We start from the raw sequence: 13,516 nt of genomic DNA on the forward strand, positions 1-13,516 counted from the left end.
TCACCGAAGCTATGTGCGGGCGCGCTCCACGGCCCGCTCCCGGGCGGCGTTCATCTTGCGGCTGGCCAACCGCAGCGCCCGGATCAGTTCCTCTTTCAGTCGCGCTCCGTCCTCCCGTGACATCCCCGGGGGCAACCCGGTCAGCTCCGGCACCCCGGCCGCCGGGACGACAGGCGCCGCAGGCGGCTCCCCGGCCGGCTGGCTCGGCCACAGCCCGAACCGCCACTGGGCCCAGCTCCCCGCGGCCAGCAGCAGGGCGGCCGCCGCCAGTCCGCGGACCAGGCGGCCTCGCGATGCCAGCCGGCGCGACGTGCGCCGGTCGGCGTCAAGCCGGGCCACCCGGGCCATCACCCGGCGGGTGAACTCGGGTCCCGGATCCTCGGGCGCCAGCGCCCGGCGCAGCTCGTCGTCCAACGGGGTCATGAGAGCACCTCCGGCGTATCGGCCACCCGGGCTCGGAGCCAGCGCACGGACCGATGGATCCGGCTCTTCACCGTATCGACGGGCACTCTCAGCGTCCGGGCGATCTCCCGGGGCCGGAGGCCCTCCTGGTAGCGGAGTACCATCACCAGCCGCGACGTCGCGGGCAGCCGGCCCACCAGTTCGCGGAGTTGGCCCAGCAGCAGCGCCTCGCCCTGCTCGGGTGCCGAGGCCAGGGTCGGCACCTCGAGCTCCACGAGCTCCGGCTGGCGGCGGCGGACCCGCCACGCGTCCACCACGCACCGCGTGGTCACCTGACGCAGCCAGTGGCGCAGGTGCGCCGCGCTCTGGATGCCTTCCCCGTGCTGGTACAATCGGATGAACACGTCCTGGGCCACCTCTTCGGCCAGTTCCCGGTCCCGCAGGAATCGGAGCGCCAGGCTGAACACCCATGCCTGGTGTTCCCGCACCACCTGTTCGAATTCGGCCGGGCTCCACTCCATCGGTTTGCCTCTCCCGGGCACGTCCTGCATTCTTCATACCTATATACGAATGCCCGGAGGCAAACGGGTTCACGGAGAGGTGACTTTTCAGCGGCCGGCGGATCGGCAGGGAGCCGACTTTGGGCTGGAGAAAATGTTCCGCCGGGATTATCCTGTGGCGTTCGGGGCGGGCCGGCTCCGGCACTCCAATGCATCGAGGACTCGATGAAACTGCGCATCAATCCGTATCTGGACCGTCTGGTCTGTTCCGCGACGGGGCAGACCGTGCCCCACCACGAATACCGGCACCCAGTCGGCCTGTGCCCCTGCTGCCCCCCGCCGGGCAAGCCGGTGCAGGCATTGTATCGGCTCGACGCGCTCCGCGACGACCGGGCCGGCGACTGGCAGGGACCCCGTGTCGCCGAGGGTCTCTGGCGCCACGCCGCGCTGCTGCCCGTGTGGGGCGTCGACGACGCCTATGCTGCTGACGTGGGACGGCCGGTGTTCGTCCGCCACGAGGCGCTGGCGCGCGAGCTGGAGCTCGACCTCCACCTCATGAACGAAGGCGGCCATCCGTCGGGCAGCTTCAAAGACCGCGGGCTGGCGGTGGGGATCGCCTTCGGCGTCGCCTGCGGCGCCCGCCACTTTTGCCTACCCACCCAGGGAAACGCCGGCGTGGCCGCCTGCCTCTTCTCCAGCCGGCTGGGGCTGCCGGGGTGCATCGTCTACATGCCCGAGGCGTGGCGCGGGTCCATCTACCACCGGGAGTGTGAATTCTTCGGCGGCGAGGTGCGCTTCCACGGCGCCAACATCGCCGCCGCCGGCCGGAAGATGCGCGAGGACCTGCGCGATGAGCTCGCGGCGGGCACGCTGGTGGACATCTCCACGTTTTTCGAGCCGGGCCGGCTCGAGGGAAAGAAGACCATGGGGCTGGACATCGCCGCGCACTTCGGCCCCCGCGCCCTGCCCGACGCCGTCATCTATCCCACCGGCGGCGGCACCGGGCTGGTGGGAATCTGGAAGGCGTTCGCGGAGCTGAATGAGTTGGACCGCCTGCCCGGCCGGCCGCCCGCCATGATCGCGGTGCAGTCGGAGCAGTGCGCTCCGGTGGTGGAGGCCTTCCGCCGCGGCCTGGCGGCAGTGGAGCCCGTGGTCTCGCGCGGGACCGTGGCCGACGGCCTGGATGTGCCCGGCGCCATCATGGGCCACCGGATGCTCGGGGTGCTGCGCGAGTCCGGCGGGACCGCCGTGGCGGCGGCCGAAGCGGAGATCGTGGCCGCGTTCCGTCGCTACGGCGCCCTGGGCGTGGCCGCAAGCTACGAGGGCGCGGCGACGCTCGCCGCCGCCCGGCGGCTGCGCGCCGAGGGGTTCCTCAAACCCGGCATGAAGGTGCTGCTGGTGAACACCGCCAGCCATCTCGTTTCCCTCGCGCGTTCGTCGCCCCCGGCGGCCGGCGCGCGCTGATCGCGGCGCCGGCCGCGCCGCCACCACCGACCGTTAGCGCTCACCAAGGCGCGAAGCCACCACGCGGACCTCCCGATTTGGCAAGGCCGAAACGACTTGAGCTCTCAGCGCCGGGGTCTTGGACCTGGAATCTCGGTTCTGGGGCATTGTTCCCGCATCCCGTGTCCCATTCACAGCATGAACGGACTCCGATCCGACTAGCCAGTCAAATAGAAGCAGGCACTAATAACCGATCATCCGAAATGACCAATGACTGATGATCAGTGAAAAATGATCACTGGAAATGCTCACGAGCAACGGCCCCGCACCCGTTCACCTATCCACCTTCAGTCACTGCCCCTCACAGTCGACCGGCGTCTCCCCCACCACCGCCTGGTCAAACGCATCGCGCTCGGGATAGAACTCGAACGCCTGGTTGAGCATGGGCACGACGTGGGGACCGAGAGCGTAGTCCGTGTAATGCACGCCGAGAAGGAACCGCTGGTCCTCGGTGATGAGCGTGGCGCACCCCTCCCAGAAGAAGCGCCGCACCCGGCCGTCGGCCACCATGGCCTCCACGGCGCGGCGGCTGACGGCGGAGCGCCCGCCGCGGGCGTCGGCCAGCCCGGCGGCGAAGATGGGGATATCCCGGTCAATCCGCAATTCCAGCATGTCCCGCAGGTGCCCCTTGAGCATGCCGCCCGACACGATCTCGTCGAGATATAGGAGCGCGTCGAATCCGACCAGCAACGGCCGCAGGCGCGCCAGCTCCAACCGGTTGGCGTGGCGCCCCGACGCCGGTCGGCCCTGCCGGTTGCGGATGCCGAATGCCTCCGGGTAGAAGACGAAGCTGGACGTGACCGGGAAGTAGGGGGTGAGCGTCAGGCCGGGCAGGCGGCGCCGCAGCGCGCGCCAGATGGGGAACGCGCCGCGCAGCGGCGCATACGCCAGCACCCGGGCACCGGCCAGCTCCCGGGCCAGGCGCACGGCCAGCCGGTCGCACGCGGCGGCGTAGTCGGCGTTGACCGCCGGGTCGTCCCGGTAGCCGCGCTCGTGGGGGTGAGACTTCCGCAGGTAGTCGGGCCCCTCGGGCCGAAAGCGCGGCGTCTCCGGCCAGAGCACCGAACTCACCAGCGCGGGATCGGTCACCGCCTCCCGCCACTCCGCCGGCGTGGCGACGGACACCGCGGCGTCGAACGCCAGCTCCCGGGCCTCGCGGCGGCGAATCCAGAGGCGCATCCGGTCGTGCCTCCTACAGCACGGCGCGGTAAAAGACACCGCCCGGCCCCAGAATGAAGATGCGGTCCTGAATCCCCGCGTCGTCCTGCCCCCCCGACGACTCCGTGGGCTGCTGCACCTCCAGGACCATCAGCCGCCGGATCGCCGCCTCCTGCGCCATCGCCTCGATGGCGTGCGACTCGTAGAGCGGATAGAACTCGTCGGAGAAGGTGTCGTACCCCACCAGGTGCCAACGCGCCGGGTCCAGCTCGTCCAGCCACGGCACCAGCCGCAGCAATTCCTCTCGGGGGACTGTCCTGGGATCTTCGGTCCCCATGCCGCCACCTTCGCCCTCGACCATCTTTCGAATACCCCTACTGCTGCATGCGTTTGCTTTTCATTATAGTATTGAGACCGTGATCAGGCCAAGTCCATCCGCTGACATGCGATCACCGCTGGCTGTCACCCTCAACGAAAAGGAATCCACAGCCGGCGGGGGCGCATCCGGGGTTGTGCGGACGCCTGCGTTCTGCTAGACTGCCGCTTCGACGCGTCCCCACCGGTGAGGAGCATGCTGAGACGGATCCGGACCCGCTGCCGACTGCTCGCCCCCGCTGCCGCCCTGGCGGCGATGCTCCTGTCCGCCTGGCCCACCGGGCTGGCCCTCTGCCTGCAGGCCGACGGCTGCCTCGACGTGGAGCTGGCGCCCCTGGCCGCCCGCTCTGCCGGCGGGCTGGATTCCGCCGGCTGCGTCAGCGACTACTGCCACGCCGAGGAACACCAAGCCGGCCAGGCCGACCACGCGGCAGCAACCATGGGCGACGACCACGCCGCCGGATGCCGCGACTTCACCGTGCCCTCAGTGCCGGCGTTCGTCACCCAGTCGGCCCCGGTGCGAGACACCATGCCGACGGGCTTTTCCGCCGCCGCATCTCCGACCGGCCCGGGCGTACCGGTTGCAAGCATGCTCCCTGACTCCGCCGGCCATCTGTTACCCGGCGCATCCGGGCCGCCGCCCGGCCTCCTGCCCGCCCTGACCACCGTCCGCAGCACCGTCCGGCTCTGCTGATCCCCTGAGTTCCGCCGCCTGAACCGCGCCGTGAGCCGTGGGCGGAGGGAACCTCCGCCCCCACTCCCCCCGGCGGGCCGGCGCCGTCCGTGCCTGCCGCCGCCTGCTGCAGGAGCTGCCATGTTAAATTGCATTCTTCGAACACACCCCGGTGATGGTCCGCGCCGCCGGACGGTCCGCTTTGCGGCGCTGGCGCTCGGCCTGGCCGCAGCCGTCGGCCTCGCCGCCGCAGTGGATGCTTCCGCCGCCCCCACCCGCCTCACCCTTCGCGAGGTGTTCGAGCTGGCCGTCGCGGCGAATCCCAACCAGGCTGTCCTGGCGGCCCGCCGCGCCGAAGCTGAAGCCGAGCGGCGCCGGGCCGCCGCCTACCCTAATCCCGAGGTGGAAATCACGGCCGGGTGGGCCGACGGACGGGATACCGGCGCCGGTTCGCGCGCTACCATGGGTGCGGAGTTCGCCCAGCCCATCGAATGGCCGGCGGTGCGTCGGGCCCGCGCAGCCGCTGCCGCTGCAGGCGTCGACGCCGCGGCATGGTACGCCGCCTTGGACCGGGCGGTGCTCGCCGCCGAGGTTCGGCGGGCGTTCGGCACGGTCCTGTTCCGCCAGCGGATGCTGGCGCTGGCTCGCGAGGACGCGGCCAACGCCGCCGAAATCGAAGCCATCGTCGACCTCCGCGTCGCAGGCGGAGAAGCGGCGGAACTCGACCGGATCAAGGTCCGCCTGGAGCGGCTCCGGGCGGACCGGGCCGTCGGGGCGGAGGCCGGCCGGCTCGCCTCCGCCCGGACCGGGCTGGCTGCGCTGTGCGGCGACACTCTCCCTGCGGATTTCGAGGTGGCGGACGCCTGGCCGGACAATCCGGAACCCGCCGTCGTAAATCCGGCTGCGGCCTGGACGGACCATCCCGCCCTGCGCCTGCAGGAGGCGGTCCGCGCCCGCCACGAGCAGGAACTGCGGTTGGCCGAGGCCGCCGGCCGGCCTGCGCTCGCACTGGGGCTGGCCGCGGCGCGGGAATATGACGCCAACAGCCTGGGCGGCTTCCTCCGGCTGGAGTTGCCCGCCTGGGACCGGAATGCCGGCGGTATCGCCGCCGCCGCGGCCCGCTGCGATGAGGCGGACGCGCAGCTGGTCAGGCTGCGGCGGGATATCCGCCGCGACGTGGCGCTGGCCGTCCAGGGCCTGGAACAGGCCCTGACGCGACGGGCCGCGTTCGAGGGCGGCCTGCGCCAGGCGGCCGCCGAGGCGTACCGCATCGAAACCCTGCGCTACCGCGAGGGGGAGGTGGATTTCCTCCACCTGCTGGATACCTGCCGCACCGCCCGGCAGGTCGAAGTGGAGTACCTCCTCAGCCAATTCGACGTCCAGATGGCCCGGGCCGAACTCGACCGGGCCCTGGGCAAAGGAGACGTGGAGCCATGATCCGACATACTGGATTCCGATTCTTCCTGCTCTTGCTCGCCGCAGCCGCCGGCCTGGCCGCCGCCGGCTGTGGGGGCGCACCGCCGGCCGCCACGCCGACCGAGGAGCACCACCACGAGGAGGAGGCGGATGGGCCCCTGCACCTGACCCGGGAGGCGATGCAGGCCAACGGCGTCCGGGTGGAGGCAGCCCGGCCGCAGGCCCTGGACGCGGCCGTCACCTATCCCGGCCGGGTTACCTTCGATACCGAACGGATGGCCCACGTGAGCGTCCCCGTCTCCGGCCGGGTGGCCGAGGTGCGGGCGCGCCTCGGAGACTCCGTCGCCCGCGGCGACGTGCTCTTGGTGGTGGACAGCGTCGCCCTGGGCCAGGCCCAGAGCGACTACCTCCAGCGCCGCACCCAGGTGCAGTCGGCCCGCACCGCCCTGGAGGTGGCCCGCACCGCCGCCGAGCGGGCCGAGCGCCTCCTGGCGGAGAAGGGGATTTCGGTGGGCGAGTACCAGCGCCGTGACGGCGACCGGCGCAAGGCCGAGGCCGACCTCCAGGCAACCGAGGCCGCCGAACGGGCCGCCGCCGACCAGCTCCGCCTGTGGGGCATGGCGCCGGCCGACATCGAGCGGCTCGCCCGCACCGCCCAGATCGAGCCGCAGTACGTGGTCCGGGCGCCCGTCGCCGGAGAGGTGGTGGAGCGCCACGCCACCCTGGGCGAGGTGGTGGGGCCGGAGCGAGAGGCGGTCTTCCTGCTTGCGGACATCCGCACCCTCTGGGTGCTGGCCGACGTCCCCGAATCCGAAATCCAGCATTTCAGAACCGGCCAGGCGGCGTCGATCACCGCCCCGGCGCTCGGCGGCATCACCGTGGCCGGCACGGTGACCTTCATCCCGCCCGCGGTGGATCCGGCCACGCGCACCGTGCCCGTCCGCCTCGAGGTGGGCAGCAGCGGACTCTCTCTCAAGGCCGGCATGTTCGTGGAGGTGCGTTTCACCCCGGCGGGAGGCCCCGCCTCCCGACTGGCCGTGCCCGCCGACGCGATCCAGTCCGTGGACGGCCAACCGGCTGTTTTCCTGGAATTGGCCGATGAAGCGGGTGCGTTTCGGCCCCGGTTCATCCAGCCCGGGCCGGCGACCGGCGGGCTCGTCCCCATCGCCGCCGGCTTGCAGGCCGGCGACCGGGTGGTGGTGACGGGCGCATTCGTCCTCAAGGCCCAGTACGAAAAGGCGCTGATGGAAGGCAAGACTTGTTCAGGTCATTGACGCGGCTACAGCAGAGGCCGGCCCGGCCGGCTTCGGGAGAAGTGCAGCCATGTTGAACCGGATCATCGATTTCAGCATCAGCCACCGCTGGCTGGTGCTGGTGCTCACCGGGCTGGGGGCCGCCTACGGCGTTTTCGCCCTGCTCCGCCTGCCTATCGACGCGGTGCCCGACATCAGCAGCCGGATCGTCCAGATCACCACGGTGTACCCGGCACTGGGTCCCACCGAGATGGAAAAGCAGATCGCCTTCCCCCTGGAGACCGCCCTGTCGGGCATCCCCGGGCTGACGGCCACCCGGTCGCTCTCGCGCAACGGATTCTGTCAGGTGGAGGCGGTCTTCGGCGACGATGTCGACATCTACTTCGCCCGCCAGCAGGTGCTGGAGCGGCTGGCGGAAGCCCGCCGGCGGATCCCCGCCGAGGCCGAGCCCCGCCTCGGCCCAGTCACCACCGGCTTGGGGGAGATCTACGTCTACATCATCGAATATGACCGCTCCGCCACGCCGACGGAATCCGGCGGACCGGCCGGCTCGGGCTGGCAGTCCGACGGCACATACCTGACTCCCGAGGGGGAGCGGCTGGCGGACGAGCGGGACCAGCTCGCCTATCTCCGCACCGTCCAGGAGTGGGTGGTGAGCCCGCAGCTGCGCACCGTGCCCGGCGTGGCGGGCGTGGACACCATCGGCGGCTTCGAGCGGCAGTTCCTGGTGCAGCCGGACCCGGCGCGCCTCGTCGCCTACGGCGTCACTCTCCCCGAGATCCTGGCCGCCCTCGAGCGGAACAATGCCAGCGTGGGCGCCGGCACCATCGACCAGGGGGGCGAGTCGTACGTTGTGCGCTCCGAGGGACGGGTCACCCGGCCGGAGGAGATCGGCCACATCGTCGTCGCCGCACGCGGCGGCACCCCGGTCCACCTGCACGACGTGGCCGCCATCGGGGCGGGCCGCGAGCTCCGTCTTGGTGCGGCCAGCGAGAACGGCGGCGAGGTCGTCGTGGGCACGGTGCTCATGCTGCTGGGCGCCAACCCCCGGACGGTCACCGAGGCGGTCACCGCCCGTGTGGCGGAGATCCGGGACAGCCTGCCGCCGGGCATCCGTCTGCGGGCGGTGCTGGTACGCACCGAGCTCGTGGACAAGACCATCACCACCGTGCGGGAGAACCTGTTCCTGGGCGCGGTGCTGGTGATCGCCGTGCTCCTTCTGCTGCTCGGCAACCTGCGTGCGGCCCTCCTCACCGCCATGGCCATTCCCATTTCCATGCTGTTCACCGCCATCGGTATGGAGCGCGCCGGGCTGAGCGCCAACCTCATGAGTTTGGGCGCCATCGATTTCGGCCTCATTGTGGACGGCGCCGTGATCATCGTGGAGAACTGCCTGCGCCGTCTCGGCGAGCGGCAGCGCAAACTGGGGCGGCCGCTGACAACGCCGGAGCGGCTGGCGGTGACGGGCGCCGCCTGCCGCGAGGTGCGCGCGGCCACCGCCTTCGGCGAGGCGATCATCATTCTGGTCTACGTCCCCATTCTGGCCCTGGCCGGCGTCGAAGGAAAAATGTTCCACCCCATGGCCCTGACGGTGATCTTCGCCCTCACCGCGGCGTTCGTCCTGTCGCTCACCGCCGTGCCGGCCCTCGTGGCCCTGGTGGTGCGCGGTCCCGTGCGGGAAACGGAGAATCGTTTGATGGCCGTCCTCAAGCGCGCCTACGCGCCGCTGCTGGACCTGGCGGTGCGCGGACGCTGGGTCGTGGTGGGCGCCGCCGCGGTCGTGTTCGCCGCCGCGGGGCTGCTGTTTGCCTCGCTGGGGCAGGAGTTCGTCCCCCAGCTCGACGAGGGGAATCTGAGCCTCCAGTCCATCCGGGTCCCCAGCATCGCCCTGAATCAATCGATGGCGCTGCAGGCCCAGGTGGAACGGGCGGTCGCCCGCCTGCCCGAGGTGGAGCTCATGTACTCGAAGACGGGCACCGCCGAGGTGGCCTTCGATCCGATGCCGCCGAACTTCTCCGACGGCTACATCATCCTCAAGCCCCGCGCCGCCTGGCCGGACCCCGGCCTCTCGAAGGCCGGCCTGATCGCGAAGATTCAGGCGGCGGTGGAGCCCGTGCCGGGCAACCTGTACGAGTTCAGCCAGCCCATCGAGCTGCGCATGAGCGAGCTGGTGGCCGGCGTGCGCGGTGACCTGGCGGTGAAGGTGTTCGGGGACGACTTCGAGACGCTGGAGGAGATCGCCCGGCGGATCCTGCAGGTCGTCCAGTCCGTGCCCGGCGCCGCCGATGCCCGGATGTCGCAGCACGAGGGCTCCCCTACCCTGAACATCGCCGTGGACCGGGCGGCGGCCGCCCGGTACGGGTTGAACGTAGCCGACGTCCAGGATCTGGTGGCCACCGCCATCGGCGGCCGCGAGGCGGGCGAACTCTACCAGGGCGATCGGCGGTTCCCCATCGTGGTCCGGCTGCCCGAGGCGCTGCGCGCCGACGTGGCGGCCATCCGCCGGCTGCCGGTGCCCCTGCCATCCGGAGAGGGAGGCGGAGCGGGCGAGGCGGCGGCTCTCCGGGGTTCAGTTCCGCTGGAGGCGGTGGCCCGGATCGAAGCCGCCTCGGGTCCCGGCCAAGTGAACCGGGAGAACGGCAAACGCCGGACGACGGTCCAAGCCAACGTCCGCGGCCGCGACCTCGGATCGTTTGTGGCCGAGGTCCGCGACCGGGTCCACCGCGAGGTGCGCCCGGCGCCCGGCACCTGGATCGAGTGGGGCGGGCAGTACCAGAATCTGCTGGCGGCGCGGGACCGCCTGCTCGTGGTGGTGCCGGCCTGCTTCCTGCTGATCTTCCTGATGCTCTTCGCCACGTTCGGGTCCGCGCGCGACGCGGCCATGGTCTTCACGGGCGTGCCGCTGGCGCTCACCGGCGGCGTGCTGGCTCTGTGGCTCCGGGGCATCCCGTTCTCCATCTCGGCGGCCGTGGGCTTTATCGCCCTGTCGGGCGTGGCGGTGCTCAACGGCCTGGTGATGGTGACCCACATCAACCAGCTGCGCCGGAAGGGGATGGATCTCGCGGCGGCGATCCGCGAGGGTGCGCTCGCGCGGCTGCGGCCGGTGCTCATGACCGCGCTTGTGGCCGCCCTGGGCTTCGTGCCCATGGCGGTGGCCACGGGAACCGGCGCCGAGGTCCAGCGGCCGCTGGCCACGGTGGTGATCGGCGGAATATTGTCGTCCACCGCACTCACCCTGCTCGTGCTGCCGGCGCTGTACCGGTTGTGGCACCGGGACACGAGGCTGGAGGCTCGTTCCCGGTCCAGTGGTTCGTGCTCGTAATTCGTAATCGTCATCGTAATCTTGATCGTAATCGAGATTCGTTCCCGCCATACGGACATCGGACTTCGGACCGCCGTAGGCCGCGCCCGCCGGGCGCGGCCCGCTCTCCCGGCACGGTTGAGCGATTCGCCCATGGCGCCGACTCGCGTCACGGTGACGACCTATCGAAACCCGCCATCTCCTGCCGAGTTTCACGGCGCCCGTCCGGCGGACGGGCGCTACGGCGCAGCGACAGGAGCTACTTGACCGCGGCCGAACCCCGGGTTGTACACGGGGCTACCCGTACTGGACCTGCTGCGCAGGTCCTCCGTACGGCTGCGTAATTGAAGAGCGGGACCGGAGCACGAGTGGGACCGGCAATCCGTCACAGGATCCCAAACAGCCAATCACGATGAAACCAGGGTCAATAACCAGAAAATGAATACTGACGAATGGAAAACGACCAATTACAGATGAAACGAACCCTTTATGATCTTTGTGGCTTTGTGGTGAACACCCCCGTCCGGGACGTCTGACGGCCGGCCCCGAGCGCGGGCGGCATCCCTATTCGTTTTTCCGGCGCTTCACCAAGGTCACCCGGTTGCCGTCCACGGTATCGGGCTCGTAGCGGACCTCGTCCATCACCTCGCGGACGAGGAACAGGCCGATGCCCCCCACCGGCTGGTCCGGCGTGGCTTGGCCGTCGTACTTGCGGCTGGCCGCCTCGAAATCGAACGGTTGGCCGTAGTCGGCAATGACGATCCGCAGCACGTCGCCGGCGGTGCAGAGACGCAGCTCGAACGTCTCCGCGCTCGCCGGTCCGTAGGCGTGTTCGATCACGTTGGAGACCACCTCGTCCACGGCCAGGACGATCCGCTCTGCCTCGCTGCGGGTGAAGCCCGCCTCCCTGGCCACCGACTCGGTCATCATGGCCACCCGCTCCAGCACGCCGGTGCGGGCGGGGAGCGCCATCTGGATCACCTCCTCGGGCCGACCGGCCGGAACGGCGGCTGCGGTCGCCCCGTCCCGCCGGATGAGGGTCACCAGGGTGATGTCATCGGGCTGGGGCTGGTCGCCGGCGAACGCCGACACCGCCGCCACGACAGCGTCCGCCATCTCCCGGGCCGCCGCCGCCGGCGCGGCACCGACCGCGTCGCGGAGACGAGCCATGCCGTATTCTTCCTCCCGTGCGTTCTGGGCGTCGGTCACGCCGTCGGTGTATATGACCAAGGCGTCGCCCGGCGTCAGTGCCAGCTCCATGACCTCGTAGTGCGCGCCCGGCATCACGCCCAGCGGGATCCCCGGGTTGGGCCGGATCTCCTCGGTCCGGCCGTCGGCGCGGCGGAGCACCGGCGGATTGTGCCCGGCGCTGACCAGCCGCGTCCGGCCGGTGTCCGGATGGTACTCGGCGAAGAGAAGGGTCACGAACAGGCCCGCCTCGTTGTCTTCGAACAGCAGATGGTTGGCCCGCCGCGCGATCTCCGCCGGCGAGTAGCCGCGCCCGGCCATGGCGCGCACGAGCAGCCGGGCCATGGCCATGAAGAAGGCCGCCGGGGCCCCCTTGCCGGACACATCGGCCACGACGATGCCCACCGCGCCGCCGGGAAGGCGGAGGAAGTCGAAGTAGTCGCCGCCCACCTCCCGGGCCGGCCGGTAGTAGCCGTACACGTCGAGGCGGTCCTGAAGCTCCGGGAACGGCGGAAACTGCCGGGGCAGGATGCTGCGCTGGATGTCGGCGGCGATCATCAGCTCCTGGCGGTACCGCTCCTTCTGGGCGGTGCTGGTCTTGACGTTCTCGATCTGGTCCAGGATGGCCTGGCCGAGGCGGTTGAAGGAGCCCGCCAGGCGGCGGATCTCCAGGGGGCCCTTGTCTTCGGCCAATCGCTCGGCATAGTTGCCCTGGGAGTAGCTGTCAGTCTGACCGAGGAACCGGGCCAGCGGTTTGGTGACCGAGTCAGACACCGCCAGCAGCAGCACCACGATCAACCCTACGATGACGATGGCGATGGGGATCACAGTGTTTTTCAGCTGGATCAGGGGCTGCAGCAAGACGTCGCGCGGCGCGATGATGGCCAGGGTCCAGCCGATGGATTCGATCCGGGCGTCGATGACCAGCGACGGCTTGCGCGTGTACGGGTCGGTCATGTCCACGAAGTTGGGCGCCGGATCCTTCAGCAGCCGGGCCAGATCCTTGAGGTGCGGGTCGGGAGACCGCTCGGCGATGTCCCAGAAGCTCTCGTTGGACATCAGCTGGCCGGAGACCTGGCGGCTTCGGCCGATGAGTCGGCCCGCCTCCGTCACCATGAAAGCCTGGCCGCCGCGCCGCGCGGCGAACCGTTCCAGCCGATCCACCAGCTCGGCCAGGGCGATATCCACCGTGGCCACGCCCACCAGTTCGCCCTTGCGCCAAACGGGGTAGGCGTAGGTGGTCATTAGGATGTCGCCGCCGCCGGTGTCCAGGTACGGCTCGGTCCAGTGCCCCCGCCCGTCGGCCAGCGGCTGCCGGAACCAGTCCCAGACCGTGTAGTCGTAGGCGGGATCGGCCAGTGACTGGAATTTCAGGTCGCCGCCGGGGGCGCGGCAGTAATAGGGGGCGTAGCGTCCCAGCGGCGTCTTGTCCGGAACGAAGGAGATTGTGCTGCCGTAGACGCCCGGATTCCGCGAGAACGTGCCTTGAAGCAGAAGGTCAACGGCCTCGGGGGTCAGCGTCTCCATGCTGCCCACCGAGGTGGCGATCCCTTCGGCCACCTGCCGGGACGATTCGAACAGGATATCGAACTCCCGCGCGTGGGCATGGGCCAGCTCGTACGATTCCCGGTTGATCTGGGTCAGGACGGTGTGCTCGCTCTGGCGGAAGCTCAGCAGCAGCAGGGCGCCGAACAGGACCAGGATGGCGGGGATCAGGACCAGCAGCAGGCGGGCCTTGATGCTCATG

10 protein-coding genes are annotated in these 13,516 nt (G+C 70.4%); 5 read left to right on the top strand and 5 right to left on the bottom strand.

All coding sequences use genetic code 11. The annotated features are described in order from the left end of the window. Nucleotides 1–9: 9 nt before the first annotated feature. Nucleotides 10–423, bottom strand: a complete 414-nt coding sequence (locus GX414_09980; GenBank protein ID NLI47424.1) for a hypothetical protein — start codon at nucleotides 421–423, stop codon at nucleotides 10–12. Beyond that, a complete protein-coding gene (locus GX414_09985; protein NLI47425.1) occupies nucleotides 420–923 on the bottom strand; it encodes a sigma-70 family RNA polymerase sigma factor in 504 nt (167 codons plus the stop codon). Before GX414_09985 ends, GX414_09980 begins: the two co-directional genes overlap by 4 nt. A 204-nt stretch (nucleotides 924–1,127) precedes the next feature. Between GX414_09985 and GX414_09990 the strand changes: the two genes are divergently transcribed. Next, nucleotides 1,128–2,366 carry a pyridoxal-phosphate dependent enzyme gene (locus tag GX414_09990; GenBank protein ID NLI47426.1) on the top strand — a complete coding sequence of 413 codons (1,239 nt, stop codon included), beginning with the start codon at nucleotides 1,128–1,130 and terminating at the stop codon, nucleotides 2,364–2,366. A gap of 330 nt (nucleotides 2,367–2,696) precedes the next feature. Here the strand turns inward: GX414_09990 and GX414_09995 are convergent, their stop codons facing one another. Both GX414_09995 and GX414_10000 read right to left on the bottom strand, forming a co-directional pair. Further along, entirely contained in the window at nucleotides 2,697–3,584 is an 888-nt protein-coding gene (locus tag GX414_09995) for a hypothetical protein (protein NLI47427.1), read from the bottom strand. Between the two features lie 13 nt (nucleotides 3,585–3,597). Continuing rightward, nucleotides 3,598–3,900 carry a hypothetical protein gene (locus GX414_10000; protein NLI47428.1) on the bottom strand — a complete coding sequence of 101 codons (303 nt, stop codon included), beginning with the start codon at nucleotides 3,898–3,900 and terminating at the stop codon, nucleotides 3,598–3,600. Nucleotides 3,901–4,134: 234 nt separating this feature from the next. Between GX414_10000 and GX414_10005 the strand changes: the two genes are divergently transcribed. The 4 genes from GX414_10005 to GX414_10020 all read left to right on the top strand — a co-directional run bounded on the left by GX414_10005 (nucleotide 4,135) and on the right by GX414_10020 (nucleotide 10,602). Continuing rightward, a complete protein-coding gene (locus GX414_10005) occupies nucleotides 4,135–4,632 on the top strand; it encodes a hypothetical protein (protein ID NLI47429.1) in 498 nt (165 codons plus the stop codon). Nucleotides 4,633–4,752: 120 nt separating this feature from the next. Continuing rightward, nucleotides 4,753–6,048, top strand: coding sequence for a TolC family protein (locus GX414_10010; GenBank protein ID NLI47430.1), 1,296 nt, complete (start codon nucleotides 4,753–4,755; stop codon nucleotides 6,046–6,048). Beyond that, nucleotides 6,045–7,301: an efflux RND transporter periplasmic adaptor subunit gene (locus GX414_10015; GenBank protein ID NLI47431.1), complete on the top strand. Its 1,257-nt coding sequence runs from the start codon at nucleotides 6,045–6,047 to the stop codon at nucleotides 7,299–7,301. The genes GX414_10010 and GX414_10015 overlap by 4 nt, the downstream gene beginning before the upstream one ends. Nucleotides 7,302–7,350: 49 nt before the next feature. Next, nucleotides 7,351–10,602, top strand: coding sequence for a CusA/CzcA family heavy metal efflux RND transporter (locus tag GX414_10020; protein NLI47432.1), 3,252 nt, complete (start codon nucleotides 7,351–7,353; stop codon nucleotides 10,600–10,602). A gap of 543 nt (nucleotides 10,603–11,145) precedes the next feature. Here the strand turns inward: GX414_10020 and GX414_10025 are convergent. Then, the gene (locus tag GX414_10025; GenBank protein NLI47433.1) at nucleotides 11,146–13,515 is read right to left on the bottom strand and encodes a SpoIIE family protein phosphatase; all 2,370 of its coding nucleotides are present in this window, start codon (nucleotides 13,513–13,515) and stop codon (nucleotides 11,146–11,148) included. Nucleotide 13,516: the final 1 nt, after the last annotated feature.

The organism is Acidobacteriota bacterium (genome assembly GCA_012517875.1).
Classification (GTDB): Bacteria; Acidobacteriota; JAAYUB01; order JAAYUB01; family JAAYUB01; genus JAAYUB01.